Source organism: Marinilactibacillus sp. 15R, assembly GCF_001895285.1.
Taxonomy (GTDB): domain Bacteria; phylum Bacillota; class Bacilli; order Lactobacillales; family Carnobacteriaceae_A; genus Marinilactibacillus; species Marinilactibacillus piezotolerans.
Genome location: NZ_CP017761.1, coordinates 2,215,337 through 2,230,310, shown reverse-complemented (window position 1 = coordinate 2,230,310; position 14,974 = coordinate 2,215,337). Strand labels below are relative to the sequence as shown.

Sequence of the window (14,974 nt, the reverse complement as noted above, 5' to 3'; positions counted from 1 at the left end):
AAAATCGATTAAATAATGAAGGTAGGGGATAAACGTGAAAAGAGTTGTCTTTGTGCGCCATGGTCAAAGCGAATGGAACGCGTTGAATCAATTTACTGGTTGGGTGGACGTTGATCTTACGAAGTTAGGGCTGAAAGAAGCTCACGAAGCGGGACTTAAAATCAAAAGAGCTGGATTAGAGTTTGATTTAGCCTTTACTTCTGTTTTGAAACGAGCCATTAAAACTTGTCACATTATCTTAGAGGATTCCGATCAACTCTGGGTACCTGAAATCAAAACCTGGCGTTTGAACGAGCGCCATTATGGAGCTTTGCAAGGACTCAACAAGGAAGCGACTGCTGAGAAATTTGGTATTCAGCAAGTTCAGATTTGGCGTCGATCCTACGATACGCTGCCTCCACTAGCAAAACCAGAGGATCCTAATTCTGCTTTAAATGATCGACGTTATGCCCATTTACAAAAACGGAGTATCCCAATGGGTGAGAACTTGAAAATTACGTTGGCCAGGGTTATGCCCTTTTGGGAAGATGAAATTGCACCGGCAATTCTAGATCAGAAAACCGTCTTAGTAGTTGCCCATGGTAATTCCATTCGAGCGTTAGCGAAATATATGGAAAATATACCTGAGGATAAAATCATGGAACTAGAGATACCGACAGGACAACCACTTGTTTATGAATTAAATGAGGGATTAGAAGTTATTAGAAAATATTATCCTTAAGTCAGAGAGCTCGTCATAGGAAGAAATTTCTTATGTACGAGTTTTTCGTATATTAATGTAAACTAGAGAGATCCTGTATCTCTCAATTTGCTAGTTAGGAACTATACTTCCTTGGTTCCTGTTGTATATAATAAATAGTGGTTGTATCACTGAAAAGAGAGGTTATTTATGATTTTATATTACCTACTGGCAGCTGTTTTGATTGCCATAGACCAAATGGTCAAATGGAAAATTGTCCAGAATTTTTCCTTATACGATGAGCTGGAAGTTATTCCAGAATTTTTTTCCCTGTACTACATTCAGAATCGTGGAGCCGCTTGGGGAATATTGCCAGGGAGGATGGGTTTTTTTTCATCATCACCATCCTGATAGTAGGGTACCTGATCTACACATTCCATAACTTGCCACAGAAGAGTATTTTATCTGGTATCAGCTTTTCTTTCATCCTGGCGGGTGCTTTGGGCAATTTCATTGATCGTATGCGCTTAGGCTATGTTATAGACATGTTTCGATTCGATTTCATTGATTTTCCGATATTCAATGTAGCAGATGTTTTCCTTACCATCGGAGTGGGTACCCTGATGGTCTACCTCCTCTTTTTCGAAAAAGAGGAGGGCATTGCATCCAAAAAGGGATTAGGGAAATGAGACGAGCGATAGAAAGGGCCAATATAGTATTCGATCCAAAGCAATTAAAAAGAGTCAGGGAGTTTATCTTAGAAGCTGATTCCAGTATTACGCCGGAATTAGCTTTTTCTTCAATTTGAACTTTTGATTACTGCCTTTCTCATAAAAATGTGGAAAAATCATCAACCGCCTAAATAAATAGTTTCCACTAGCTTGTGTTGAAATTCGTTTTATATCTCTTTATTTTTGTTTCGATCTCCGTCAATCTTATATAAGTTAATTTTAGGTAACTAAAGATGATAAAAATATTTCTTGAAAATCAATCATACCCTTTATTCGCTTGTCACTTTTGCAGCGATTTTACTCTCGTAACTAACTAGATTTATGAACAATAATATAATTGTACAGCCAGTATAATCTCTTCTTTAAATGTATAATCTGGCTTCATTTTAATAGAATTTTACTGCTTTATTATTTAAACAAAATTCATTTAACTAATTTTCCATAATTCTCCCTACAGGTTGACTTCTTTTGTACTCAATTCTATAATTCATTATAGGGTATAGGGGTATGCCCTATACCCTATAATGAATTATAGGAGGAATTTTATGGCACACCATCCAGATCATAGCAAAGAAAATATAGTTAAACGTCTTAATCGTATTGAAGGTCAAATCGGCGGGATAAAAAACATGATTATGGACGATCGTCCTTATGATGAGGTTATTGTCCAATTGAACTCTTCAAGATCTGCGCTACAAAAAATTAGTCAAATTTTATTGGAAGCTCATGCGGATCATACTTTTATGGATGCTGTTTCAAGTGGCCAAACTGAAAAAGAATTAGAAAGTTTACGTCGCGCTATCAAACAATATAGCAAGATGATTTAGGAAGGTTAATCATTCATGAAAAAATTAAAAGAAAATAAAGTTCTTTCTTTAGCCATTCCAGCCACCATTGAAAATATTTTACAGACACTCGTTGGTTTTATCGATACGATGATGATTTCTAGAATTGGATTGCTAGCGGTAACAGCAGTTGGTGTTACTAACACTATATTAAATGTCTACTTGGCGGTGTTTATTGCGCTAGGAGTGGGAGCGTCTGCCTTAATTGCTCAATATTTAGGAGCAAATAAAGAAAAAGAATCCCAAAAAATTACAAACCAATCGGTTGTTTTAGCTCTTGTTGTAGGCCTTATTTTCTCTCTTGTCTCTCTGTTTTTTTGGAAAACCGTTGTTAGCGACTATGGGAGCTTCAGATGAAGTTTTAATTTATTCGACACAATTCTTCTATATTGTCGGAGGGACGTCTGTCTTTATCTCCCTTATGACTGTTTTAGGGAGTATATTAAGGGTAACTGGCGACACAAGAACACCAATGAAAGTTACTGCGGTCGTAAACATAGGAAATATCGTATTAGATTATATTCTGATTTTTGGTTTAGGACCCATACCCGCATTAGGCGTTATTGGAACTGCAATTGGTACGGCAGTTTCACGATTAATAGGCACAATTTTATTGTTAAATAAAGTTCAAAAATCGAGTAGTCCCATAGATTTTCCAACTCTATTTAAAAAATCGAATTATAAATTTTTAATTAACCTGACTATTCCAGCTACTCTAGAACGTTTAGTCATGCGTTTGGGCCAAGTTCTTTATTTTGGTTTAATCGTCAGTATTGGCGCAAAAACTTTTGCAGCTCATTCTATTGCCGGAAACATTGAAAGCTTCACTTATATGCCTGCATATGGACTAGCTACAGCTTCCGCTACTTTAGTAGGAAATAGTATCGGAGCAAAAGATTTATCTAAAGCTAGCCATTACGCTTACTCAGCAGCTAAATATGGGGTGATATCCATGTCTATATTAGGTATCATTTTATTTTTCGGTTCACCACTATTTGCTACACTATTTACCAATGATTCTGAAGCTATTAATCAAATCGTAACAGCTCTTAGAATCGATTCATTCGCACAGCCCGTTTTAGCGATTAGTTTGATTACTACTGGTTCGCTACAAGGTATGGGTGACACCAAATCACCTTTGTACAGTACCGCATTTGGTATGTGGGTTATTCGAGTGGTTGGAGTCATTGTATTATCGAAAATATTTAATCTAGGTATAGCCGGCGTGTGGTTGTCAATTGCTATCGACTTATCTTTACGTTCTCTATTTTTAGTCTATAGATTTAAAAATAATATTAAGATCTTAGATAATGAATATCAAAGGTCATAATCCAAGTTTAAGTTAACTACTAGTTCACTTTGTATGTATAAAAAAATAAAAGGAGAAGCTGCTTACAGATGAAAATAACAGATATACTAAAAATGGGTCATTTAAACTACAGCGGAACTTTGGATCAGTCACAAAATGTAAAAGGAATCACTGATAATTCAAATGAAGTCGGCTCTGGCTATATATTCATAGCAATCAAAGGGTACAAGGAAGATGGGAACCTCTACATCCCGCAAGCCATTGTTAATGGGGCAATCCTTATTATTGGAGAAAATGATCTCACTGATTTAACAGTTCCTTATTTGAAAGTAAAAAATGCTCGAAAGGCATTAGGTCAAGTAGCAAAGGAATTTTATAAAGATCCCTCAAAAAATAAAATTATGATTGGCATTACTGGAACAAATGGTAAAACAACAATTGGTTTCTTTGTTAAACAGCTATTAGAAAAACAGGGTTACAGTGTTTCCTTGATTGGAACCATCTACAATGAAATCAATGGGAGAAGGATCCAATACGTCAATACGACGCCAAATGCTAAAGTAATCAATCAATTGCTAACGGCATCAACCGACCAAGTTGTGGTCATGGAAGTATCTTCTCAAGGGTTAGAACAAGACCGTTTGGAAGGAATCCAGTTTGATTATGCTTTATTTAATAATTTACAGCATGATCATTTAGATTACCACGGCACAATGGAAGAATACTTTGAATGCAAAGCCTTATTGTTCGAAAAACTTAAACTGGATGGTACAGCTATAATCAATTATGATGACAGCTGGGGCAAAAAACTGACCGAGCGTTTGACCGCACAAGGAAAAAAAGTCATAATTGTTGGCGAAGAACCGACTAATGAAGTTCAAATTTTAGCTAAAGAGCTAGACAACGTTTCAGTAAGGTATAAAAATAAGGAGTATAACTTGCGCACACCCTTACCTGGAGTGCATAATTTGGACAATTTAACGATGTCTAGTTGTGTCGCTCATGAACTGGGAGTACCTTATGAACAGGTTACACCTTATATGTCGCAGTTTTCTGGCATTGTAGGACGATTTGAAATTTTCGACTTATCCAATAAGGTAACGGTCGTCGTGGATTACGCTCATACGCCAGATGCTCTAGCTACTTCAATCAATACAGCCATCAGCAATGGTGCAAAACGCGTCATAACCGTATTCGGGTTTGCGGGCAACCGTGATAAATCCAAGCGAAAAGCAATGCTAGAAAATGTTTGCCGGTTAAGCACGTATGCTATTTTAACGGTAACCGAACTTTTTGGTTCAACAATCGACAACCTATATACCGATTATGTATCCATCCAAAAAGAGTGTCATGCAGTAGATAAAACGAGCATCATCATGGACCGAACATTGGCTATCCAAAAAGCGATTGGAGAAGCTGAAGCAGGTGACTGGGTGTTGTTATTAGGCAAAGGGCATGAGCAGTACAAAGAAAACTATGCTTTAAAGACCAAAACAGATCAAGAAACGGTACAATATTTGAAGAACAAGGAAATCAGCTCTCAACTTCAAAACGTTGATCGGTATAAAAACGAATTGATTAATAAGTTAAAATAGGGAAGCTTAGAAAAAGCTTACTATGCAAATCGAAGCTATGTCGTTTTAGACATAATTTATAAATGTAATACATCACTAGCGTTGCATTATTTTAATGCAACGCTAGTGACATTGACGGTGAAATTGTTTCTGATAAATTAATGACTGATGAAAGTGGACAGGTAGTGGCTGATGGATTAGCGCCAGGAGAGTATAAACTGCATGAAGTAACAGCTCCAGAAGGTTATATCATAAATACACTCCCTATTAGTTTTACTATTGATGAAGAAGCTGAAGGTGAACCTGCTGCTTTTGATTTAGAAGCGATGGTAAATTACAAAGGCTCTGTTGAATGGCAGAAAATTACTGAAGATGGAGAACCATTAACCGGCGCAGAATTTAAAGTGTTCAATCAGAATCAAGAGCTAGTTACAACAGTCAATTCAGATGAAAATGGTATGGTTCAAATCAGTGAACTAGCACCTGGAACATATACAGTTCAAGAAACTTCAACGATAGAAGGTTATATTCTAAATTCAGAGACATTTGATTTTACCATTGAAAATGAGTATATGGGCAAACCAGAACCTTTAATTTTAGATCAGTTTAAGAATTATCAAGGTAAAGTGCAGTTGATTAAAATGACTGATTCAAATGAACCTTTGGCTGGAGCAGTTTTTGATTTATTACGTGATGATGAAGTAATAGAATCTGGATTAACAACAGACGAAAATGGACAAGTTTATGTTGAAAGGTTAATTCCTGGAAACTATTCATTTGTTGAAACTTCAGCACCAGGAGGGTTCATTTTAAACACACAACCTCTTGATTTCGAAATAAAATCCGAAATAAAAGGCGAACCTGCTGTATTAAGAGTTGGTGACTTTGTTAACTATCGTGGTAATGTTGAACTTGAGAAAGTTGATATACAAGGAAATCCATTGGCTGGAGCTACCTTTGAAGTTAGAGACAGCAAGGGGAACATTGTTCGTAAAAATGTAACATCTGACAATGATGGAAAAGTACTGGTAGAGCACTTAGCTCCTGGAGAATATGTGATGAATGAAGTGCAAGCGCCAGTTGGATACTTGATAAATTCTACTACTTTACAGTTTACAGTTGATACAGAATCGATTGGTAAACCTGATACGATTCAATTAGGTCAATTTTTCAATTATCAGGGTGATCTTGAAATTCTTAAATTGAACGAGGATAAAGAACTTCTTGAGAATGCAGTATTCGATATCTTTGATGAAGAAGGAAATAAAGTAGCTCAAAACTTGAGTACGAATCAAAATGGTTCTATCTTACTGAGTGAACTAGCTCCTGGAAATTACAATATTGTTGAAACTAAAGCTCCAGATGGTTATCAATTGGATAATAAAACTTATTCTGTCACTATACCAAATACTAGTGAAGGCAAACCAGAACAAGTTTCTATTGAGATTACTAATAAAAGAGTTATAGTAAATCAGGAAAGTTCTGATATAAACGGATCCCTACCGCAGATGAATACTTCTTCATATCAGCTTATAATAGCATTAGTTGCGATCGGGTTAATCGTTTTAGGAATAACGTTATTCAGAAAAAATCAAGAAAATTAACATAATAGTTTAAAATACTCTCCAGAGAAATAAAATGGACCCTATAGAATGGACACTAAAAAAAGTGCCCTCTATAGGGTCTATTTTTGTATACTTATATAGAAAAATATAAGTATGGTTGATTTAAGATTATTCAGTCCATTAAAACCATATTCCACATTGACTGCACAACTACGTGCAGAAAGGAGCTACTAAATGTCAAAGTTAACATTTACACCAAAACAAATCCAATTTTTAAAGACAAACCCATATGTAAAAAATGTATCTGAAAAAAGCATTACTTATTCCGATGAATTCAAACGCCATTTTGTTTCAGAATCATTGGACTCAAAAACGGCAAAGCAAATATTTTCTGAAGCAGGATTTGATTTGGATATGCTTGGTGAAACTAGAGTAAAAGCATTCTCTAAGAAATGGCGAAAAAAATATCGGGATAATGGCGTTTTGGCGTTGAAAGACACTCGACAGGACCATTCGGGCAGAGTTCGAAAGACAGAACTAACATCTGAACAACAAATTGAAAAGTTACAAGCCAAAATCTCCTTACTAGAACAAGAAAATGAACTGTTAAAAAAATCAGAATGGAGCGAAAGGAGGCTAGAAAAAAACGAAAAGACTAGCGAAATCTTCGCAAGAATCCATAAAATGAAAACAGATGGTTCCTACACAGGAACCATTGTAGATGCATGTGATGTGTTGGAGGTTTCCCGTTCCGGTTACTACAATTATTTGAAGAGTTCAGGCACTAGGAATGTACGAGATGAAGAAGATCAGGCTTGGAGAACCAAAATTGAAAAAGCTTATAGTTATCGTGGTTACGAGAAAGGCTCTCGAAGCATTGTCATGTATTTCAAGAATATTCTGGGTATCACAGTCAATCGTAAAAAGGTACAGCGTTTGATGAGGAAATTTAATATTTTCTGCCCCATTCGTAAAGCGAATCCCTATAAAAGAATGGCAAAAGCTACCAAAGAACATCGCACTGTTGAAAACCAGCTGGAACGTCAATTTGATCAAGGGATAGCCCACAAAGTTCTATTAACAGATATTACTTACCTACCTGGAGCTGATGGTTTCCTGGGTTATTTATCAACCATTAAAGATGGTACGACGAAAGAAATTTTAGCTCATTATGTATCTGATAATCTAAAACTTGATATTTCGCTAAACACCGTAGATGCTTTAATGAGCGCTCACGGTGCAACGTTACATAAAGATGCTTTTATCCATTCAGATCAAGGCGTACATTACACTAGCCCTAAATTTCATAAGAAGTTGATAGAGAATCATTTAGGGCAGTCCATGTCCAGAAGAGGTAACTGTTGGGACAACGCCCCCCAAGAGTCATTCTTCGGACATTTGAAGGATGAAATGAACTATGAAAATTGTACGAACCTAGAAGAATTGCGAGCAACTGTGAGTGATTACATTGACTATTATAATAATGAACGTGGGCAATGGAACCTAAAAAAATTGCCCCCTGTTCATTACAGGGAACAATTTTTATCAGGTATTGCATAAGGTCTCTTTTTTTAAATGTCTTTGACATAGGGTCCATTTTAAAATCTGGAGGGTATTTTTAAAATTTAAGATAAAATAAGGTAGTGAGAAAATGAATAAAGATCAAAAAACAGGTATTGTATTGACTGCAATTGGGATTTTTCTATTTGCCATGATTCCTCTGAGTGATTATATAATTAATAGTATATCTAAACAGGCCGTTGAAGAATTATCCATTGAGAACATTAGGCAAGGTGAACAAGCGGATGCTGATTTCGATTTTGATCAGGTGCAAGAAATCAATGCATCTTCGTTCACATCATTGTTGAACTTTTCCGATGAGGCTATCGGAGTGATTTCAATTCCTGAAGTATCTATGGAATTACCTATTTTCAAGGGTCTGGATAATGATAAATTAATGGTCGGTGCGGGAACTATGAAAGAAAATCAGATTATGGGAGAAGGTAATTATGCATTAGCAGGGCATAATTGGAGAGACAAAACGACTCTATTTTCTCCGCTGCATCGTGTTAAAAAAGGTATGATTATCTATGTGAAAGATTTGCAGAAGGAATATGAATATCGTATCGATAAAATAATAATGGTAGATCCAAACCGACTAGAAGTTATTGACGAAACGGAAACTGCGACACTCACACTAGTCACTTGTAATCATGATGGTACGGAACGACTGATTGTTCAAGCAGTTTTAGTGAATTCATAAAAACACAAAATGTATTAGCGTCAAAGAAATGACTATGCTAAAATTAAGGAAGCGTTTTTATTAACTTGTATAGGAGTAATAATTATGTCTTTTTTTGGTAAACTTGATTTTAATGAATTGTCAGAAACAGATAGAGCAATCTATCACTATATGTCTAGTCATAGTGACAAGATCTCTTATATGCGAGTAAGAGAAATTGCGAATGAATCACACACATCAGCCTCTTCTGTGATGCGCTTCATCCGCAAACTAGGTTTTGAAAGTTTTACTGAATTTCGAAGGCAATTCAAATCACCAGAAACAGAAACCAACGATATCATTAATGGAACTAATTTTTTAAAACCCGAAAATTTCCCGAGGGACATTGAGTCTAAAGTTTTAAATATAGCTCAGAAAATGCTGGAATGTGAAAATATTATTTTTTATGGAATTGGAGCATCCGGTTCAGTATGCGAGTATGCTGCAAGAAGATTTGCCACAATTGGCTATAATAGTTACGCATTAACAGATCACACATATCCTATATTTTCCAAGCTGAAAAATACAACTGATAATATGCTAGTATCTTTATCTGTTACTGGAACAACCACAGAAATAGTTGAATTAGTTAATGGGTTTAAGAATAAACCTGACTATACAACTGTCGCCGTAACAAGTGATGCCAATAGTACATTAGCTAGAATGTCTGATTATGTTATTGATTATTCTATAGAAGTACATCGTATAAACAAACATGAGGATCTCACTAGTCAGATACCATGTATTTTTTTAATAGAAGCTTTATCAGAGGCTTTAAGGCAACTCACTATTAAATAAAACACTTTGATGGTACAACCTGTATCATCATGGTGTTTTTTTCAATTTTCCGGAACATAACCCATTTACAGAAATCATATAGTTTTTAAAAATGTTTTAAAATATACTAATTATATAGAAAGTTACCGAAGGGATGAAAGTAATGAAACAGTTACCTGAAGATTTTTTATGGGGTGGAGCAGTAGCTGCTCATCAGCTAGAAGGGGCATGGAATGTTGCTGGTAAAGGGGTTAGTATTGCTGATGTTATGACAGCTGGATCTAATGGAGTAGACCGTAAGATTACAGATGGAGTAGTAGAAGGAGAATATTATCCCAATCATGAAGCAATAGATTTTTATCATAGATACAAAGAAGATATTCAATATTTTAAAGAAATGGGACTAAAAGTTTTTCGAACTTCTATTAATTGGACTAGAATTTTTCCTGATGGAGATGAGACAGAACCAAATGAAGAAGGATTAAAATTTTATGATGATTTATTCGATGAACTATTAAAAAATGATATTGAGCCCGTAATCACTTTGTGTCATTTTGAAATTCCGTATGCACTGTATAAAAAATATGGAGGATTTAAAAATAAAAAGTTAATTGATTTTTTTGTGCATTATGCAGAAACGGTTATGAACCGTTACAAAGATAAAGTCAAGTATTGGATGACTTTTAATGAAATCAATAATCAAGCTGATGGACAACATACTCTTCATACCTGGACCAATTCGGCAATTAAGTTCAACGAAGGTGAAAATAAAGAAGCTATTGTGTTTCAAGCTGCTGTTAATGAGCTGATTGCCAGTGCACGAGTAGTCAAATTAGGACATAAAATCAATCCGGATTTTCAAATTGGATGTATGATGGCCTATGTACCGATTTATCCCTATTCAAGTAATCCAGCTGATCAGATGGCTGCTCTTAAAGTTATGGAAAGACGTTTCTTTTACAGTGATATTCATGCTAGAGGGAAAGTTCCTGCGTATGCAAAGAAAGACTGGCAAAGAAAAAATTATCATATAGATCTGAGTAGCAAAGAAGAGAGGATTTTAGAAGAGGGAACAGTAGATTTCATAGGATTTAGTTATTATATGTCAGGAGCAGTTACCACAGTCCCAGAAGTCAAGGGACAGGAGATTTTAGACTTTCCAAATGCAAAATGGGTCGAAAATCCTTATGTTAACTCTAGTGATTGGGGATGGCAAATTGATCCTATTGGTTTGAGATATACATTAAATGCAGTTTACGAACGATATAACCTTCCTTTATTCATTGTAGAAAATGGTTTTGGAGCATACGATAAATTAGAAGATAATAAAATTCATGACCAATATAGAATAGAGTATTTAAAAGCTCACATTGAGCAGATGAAGCTTGCAGTAGTTGAAGATGGAGTAGAACTGCTGGGATATACGCCATGGGGAATCATCGATATTGTTAGCTTTGGATCTGGCGAAATGGAGAAACGATATGGATTTATTCATGTAGATAAAGATAATTATGGCAAGGGAACACTTAGAAGACGACGAAAAGATTCTTTCTATTGGTATAAGCGAGTTATTACTTCAAAAGGTCAGGAGCTGTAAAAGAAATCCACCAGATAAATTAATAAATGAAATAAACTTTTAAACAAAAAATACAATCTCTATTAATCTCTATTTTATAAGATGTTAATGAGACTGTATTTTTTTATGCTTTTATTTCTACCTCAATAGATGTCCTATTACATACAAAGGGCATTATCATCTTTGAAAATACTTATCAAAAGGAGGAATAAGGTTTGCACTTATTATGTACAACATTGCATAGAAAGAAATTACTATTTATATAAAGAATTGATCCTCATAGAGTCTTGCTGATATAAACATTTAACTAAGATAGAATAAAGGTTAATAAAAATCTTGTAGTATCACAAAATTATAAAAGGAAATCATATTGAATATAACAAGAAGTTTCTAAAATAAATTTAGCCGAACTCATTTCATAAAATTAAATCTTTCATATATAATTGTGATTCTATTCACTGATTAAAGATTTTGTTGTATAGTGTACGTGTTAAATCAATTAATGTAAAGGCAGATAAAAAACAGTGAAATTGTGTATTTTTCTCAATCTGTTTAGCTATTTGTCTTTAGCTGAGAAAATATATAAGGAGGAATATATATGTCAAATCGTATGGTGTTAAATGAAACCGCTTATTTCGGGAAAGGAGCAATTCAGGATATTACTTCAGAAATCCAAAAAAGAGGATTTCAAAATATTGCAGTCATTACAGACAAGGGACTTGTTGATCATGGACTAGTCTCTAAAGTTACTGATTTACTTGATGAACAAGTTATTTCTTATACAGTATTTGATCAAGTTGTACCGAATCCGACAGTTAATAATGTGAAAAATGGAGTAGAGTTTGTTAAAGAAGTGAATGCGGATTGTATTATAGCAATTGGTGGAGGTTCGCCAATCGATACTGCAAAAGCAATTGCTATTATAACAACGAATCCAGAGTTTTCTGATGTTGTAAGTCTAGAAGGTGTTGCTGATACGAAGCATGCATGCCTTCCTATACTGGCAGTTCCGACCACATCTGGCACATCTGCTGAAGTCACCATCAATTATGTTATAACAGATGAAGAGAAAAATCGTAAATTTGTTTGTGCAGATCCCCACGATATTCCAATTGTGGCTTTTGTAGATAGTGAAATGATGATGGGCATGCCAAAATCTTTAGCAGCTGCAACAGGTATGGATGCGATGACGCATGCAATTGAAGGATACATTACAAAAGGTGCATGGAAAATGACTGATATATTGCACATTAACGCAATCGAAATGATTGGATCTGCATTAAGAGATTCTGTAGAAGGAAACTTGGAAGCAAGAGAGCAAATGGCACTTGCCCAATATATTGCAGGGATGGGTTTTTCAAATGTTGGTTTGGGTCTTGTTCATGGGATGGCTCATCCATTGAGTGCCTGGTACAATATTCCTCATGGAGTAGCATGTGCATCTCTTTTACCTAGTGTAATGAAATATAACAAAGAGTATACAGGTGAAAAATACAGAGAAATTGCTAAAGCCTTAAAAGTTGAGAATGTGGACAGTCTGACTTTAGAAGAAGCGAGAAATGCAGCTTGCGAGGCAATTGATCAATTAAGTAAAAATGTTGGTATTCCAGCAACAATTTCTGAACTTGGAGTTAAAAAAGAAGATATAGAAAGTATTGCTAAAGACGCTCTTGCTGATGTTTGTACTCCAGGTAATCCACGTGATGCGTCTATTCAGGATATTGTCGAGCTGTACAATAACCTGTTATAACGAATACAATTTGAAAAAACCATTCAACCAAATTTAAAATTTGGTTGAATGGTTTTTCTTAATAAATCTTCTAAATGATTTATGATAAGGAACTTTCGTTGCTTATATGGAAATTTTCAAAATTCCCAAATAATGCTTGCATAATGAAAATAGCTTTTATATACTTTAGATATAATTTCTTATAAGAAAACATTATTTCCAAATAAGAAATATTAAAAATGATCTAGGAGGAATTATTAGTGGAAACAAGATATGCAACAGGACCTAACGATGTTAAAAGATTAACTACCGAAGAATTGCGTAAACAGTTTATGGTAGAAAAACTGTTTGTTCCGGGAGAAGTCACCTTAACTTATACACATCATGATCGTATGATTTTTGGTGGGGTAGTTCCTACTGGTAAAACGTTATCGATCACTTTAGATAAAGAACTAGGTGTAGAGTATTTTCTTGAACGTAGAGAGCTTGGGTTAATCAACATCGGTGGAGATGGTACAGTAGTTATTGATGGAGAAAAACATGAAGTGAATAACCGTGATGGGTTTTATGTTGGGAAAGAAACAAAAGAACTGACATTTGATTCAGTTGACCCTAACAAGCCAGCTAAGTTCTATGTTGTATCCACACCGGCACACAAAAAATATCCAACGGTAAAATTAGACATCAATACAATGACACCCCTTGAAAAAGGAGAACAAAGCACATTAAATGAACGTAAAATCTATCAGTATGTACATCCGAATAATTGTGAGAGTTGCCAGCTGCAAATGGGATATACAATATTAGAACCAGGAAGTACATGGAATACCATGCCAGCACATACTCATGACCGCCGTATGGAAGTTTACCTGTATTTCAATATGGAACAGAATACTAGAGTTTTCCATTTTATGGGAGAACCGGATGAAACACGTCATTTAGTCATGGCAAATGAACAAGCAGTAATATCACCCAGCTGGTCTATTCATTGTGGTGTAGCTACAGCTGATTATACGTTTATCTGGGCAATGTGTGGTGAAAATATCACTTATGATGATATGGACCACGTAGAAATGTCTGAATTAAAATAATCATTCAAGAAATTAGGAGGAATAGAGAATGTCAAATTCATTAAAAGATTTTTCTTTGGATATGTTTTCACTAAAAGGTAAAGTTGCTTTAGTGACAGGTGGAAATACTGGACTTGGTATGGGCTACGTTGTTGCATTGGCAAAAGCAGGTGCGGATGTTATGGTGGCTACTTTTGATAACAATGTTGAAGAAGTTACCTCTCTGGTTGAACCTACTGGGGTAAAATTGGAATTTTATCAAGCTGACTTAACAAAAATTGATCAAATGGAAGCGATGGTAGAAAAGACGGTAGAAATATTTGGTAAAATCGATATTCTAGTTAATAATGCAGGAGCAATTAGACGTGCACCTTTATTAGAATATAAAGATGAAGACTGGCAAGCAGTTATTGATATCAATCAAAACTCTGTTTATTATTTAAGCCAACGTGTGGCTAAACACATGGTCTCTCAAGGATATGGAAAAATTATCAATATTGCTTCAATGCTATCATTCCAAGGCGGGAAATTTGTTCCTTCTTATACAGCAAGTAAACATGCTGTTCAAGGTCTGACAAGAGCTTTCGCTAATGAATTGGCTGAACATAATGTGACAGTTAATGCGATCGCACCTGGATATTTTGTTTCTGCTAATACCGCTCCTATAAGAGCAGATGAACAGCGAAATAAAGAAATACTTGACCGTATTCCAGCAGCTAGATGGGGAGATCCTTCAGAGCTTATGGGAACTATGGTATTCCTTGCAAGTCCCGCTTCCGACTATGTTAATGGTCATGTATTAGCAGTAGACGGTGGATGGTTAACTAGATAAGGATTA

General features: G+C 35.2%; 12 protein-coding genes and 2 pseudogenes. All 14 read left to right on the top strand.

The window, feature by feature from the left end; translation table 11 throughout:
* Positions 1–34: 34 nt before the first annotated feature.
* The 14 genes and pseudogenes from gpmA (at position 35) to kduD (ending at position 14,968) form a co-directional block, all read left to right on the top strand.
* Positions 35–721, top strand: coding sequence for a 2,3-diphosphoglycerate-dependent phosphoglycerate mutase (gene gpmA, locus BKP56_RS11030; protein WP_072695123.1), 687 nt, complete (start codon positions 35–37; stop codon positions 719–721).
* Between the two features lie 168 nt (positions 722–889).
* Positions 890–1,368, top strand: a pseudogene (gene lspA / locus BKP56_RS11025) (signal peptidase II).
* Positions 1,365–1,487 (top strand): hypothetical protein, encoded by a 123-nt coding sequence (locus BKP56_RS14140; RefSeq protein WP_257786577.1) that lies wholly within the window; start codon positions 1,365–1,367, stop codon positions 1,485–1,487. Before lspA ends, BKP56_RS14140 begins: the two are co-directional and overlap by 4 nt.
* A 468-nt stretch (positions 1,488–1,955) precedes the next feature.
* A complete protein-coding gene (locus tag BKP56_RS11020; RefSeq protein ID WP_072695122.1) occupies positions 1,956–2,237 on the top strand; it encodes a metal-sensitive transcriptional regulator in 282 nt (93 codons plus the stop codon).
* Between the two features lie 15 nt (positions 2,238–2,252).
* Positions 2,253–3,585: pseudogene (locus BKP56_RS11015) on the top strand (MATE family efflux transporter).
* Positions 3,586–3,653: 68 nt separating this feature from the next.
* Positions 3,654–5,159 (top strand): UDP-N-acetylmuramoyl-L-alanyl-D-glutamate--2,6-diaminopimelate ligase, encoded by a 1,506-nt coding sequence (locus BKP56_RS11010; RefSeq protein ID WP_072695121.1) that lies wholly within the window; start codon positions 3,654–3,656, stop codon positions 5,157–5,159.
* A 140-nt stretch (positions 5,160–5,299) separates the two neighbouring features.
* Positions 5,300–6,742: an MSCRAMM family protein gene (locus BKP56_RS11005; RefSeq protein ID WP_091898125.1), complete on the top strand. Its 1,443-nt coding sequence runs from the start codon at positions 5,300–5,302 to the stop codon at positions 6,740–6,742.
* A 195-nt stretch (positions 6,743–6,937) separates the two neighbouring features.
* Positions 6,938–8,263 carry an IS3 family transposase gene (locus BKP56_RS11000; protein WP_072693725.1) on the top strand — a complete coding sequence of 442 codons (1,326 nt, stop codon included), beginning with the start codon at positions 6,938–6,940 and terminating at the stop codon, positions 8,261–8,263.
* A gap of 91 nt (positions 8,264–8,354) precedes the next feature.
* Positions 8,355–8,966: a class A sortase gene (locus BKP56_RS10995; protein WP_072695119.1), complete on the top strand. Its 612-nt coding sequence runs from the start codon at positions 8,355–8,357 to the stop codon at positions 8,964–8,966.
* Positions 8,967–9,050: 84 nt separating this feature from the next.
* The gene (locus tag BKP56_RS10990) at positions 9,051–9,782 is read left to right on the top strand and encodes a MurR/RpiR family transcriptional regulator (RefSeq protein ID WP_072695118.1); all 732 of its coding nucleotides are present in this window, start codon (positions 9,051–9,053) and stop codon (positions 9,780–9,782) included.
* A gap of 133 nt (positions 9,783–9,915) precedes the next feature.
* On the top strand, positions 9,916–11,358 hold the full coding sequence (locus BKP56_RS10985; protein ID WP_072695117.1) for a 6-phospho-beta-glucosidase: 1,443 nt from the start codon (positions 9,916–9,918) through the stop codon (positions 11,356–11,358).
* Between the two features lie 577 nt (positions 11,359–11,935).
* Positions 11,936–13,087 (top strand): lactaldehyde reductase, encoded by a 1,152-nt coding sequence (gene fucO / locus BKP56_RS10980; protein ID WP_072695116.1) that lies wholly within the window; start codon positions 11,936–11,938, stop codon positions 13,085–13,087.
* A gap of 239 nt (positions 13,088–13,326) precedes the next feature.
* Entirely contained in the window at positions 13,327–14,157 is an 831-nt protein-coding gene (kduI, locus tag BKP56_RS10975) for a 5-dehydro-4-deoxy-D-glucuronate isomerase (protein ID WP_072695115.1), read from the top strand.
* Positions 14,158–14,185: 28 nt separating this feature from the next.
* The gene (gene kduD, locus BKP56_RS10970) at positions 14,186–14,968 is read left to right on the top strand and encodes a 2-dehydro-3-deoxy-D-gluconate 5-dehydrogenase KduD (protein ID WP_072695114.1); all 783 of its coding nucleotides are present in this window, start codon (positions 14,186–14,188) and stop codon (positions 14,966–14,968) included.
* The last annotated feature ends 6 nt before the right edge of the window (positions 14,969–14,974 follow it).

Excerpts from the sequence above, each read along its gene's own strand:
- BKP56_RS14140 (WP_257786577.1), top strand. The coding sequence starts at position 1,365 with ATGAGACGAGCGATAGAAAGGGCCAATATAGTATTCGATCCAAAGCAA.
- BKP56_RS11020 (WP_072695122.1), top strand. The coding sequence starts at position 1,956 with ATGGCACACCATCCAGATCATAGCAAAGAAAATATAGTTAAACGTCTT.
- BKP56_RS11010 (WP_072695121.1), top strand. The coding sequence starts at position 3,654 with ATGAAAATAACAGATATACTAAAAATGGGTCATTTAAACTACAGCGGA.
- BKP56_RS11005 (WP_091898125.1), top strand. The coding sequence starts at position 5,300 with ATGACTGATGAAAGTGGACAGGTAGTGGCTGATGGATTAGCGCCAGGA.
- BKP56_RS11000 (WP_072693725.1), top strand. The coding sequence starts at position 6,938 with ATGTCAAAGTTAACATTTACACCAAAACAAATCCAATTTTTAAAGACA.
- BKP56_RS10995 (WP_072695119.1), top strand. The coding sequence starts at position 8,355 with ATGAATAAAGATCAAAAAACAGGTATTGTATTGACTGCAATTGGGATT.
- BKP56_RS10990 (WP_072695118.1), top strand. The coding sequence starts at position 9,051 with ATGTCTTTTTTTGGTAAACTTGATTTTAATGAATTGTCAGAAACAGAT.
- BKP56_RS10985 (WP_072695117.1), top strand. The coding sequence starts at position 9,916 with ATGAAAGTAATGAAACAGTTACCTGAAGATTTTTTATGGGGTGGAGCA.
- fucO (WP_072695116.1), top strand. The coding sequence starts at position 11,936 with ATGTCAAATCGTATGGTGTTAAATGAAACCGCTTATTTCGGGAAAGGA.
- kduD (WP_072695114.1), top strand. The coding sequence starts at position 14,186 with ATGTCAAATTCATTAAAAGATTTTTCTTTGGATATGTTTTCACTAAAA.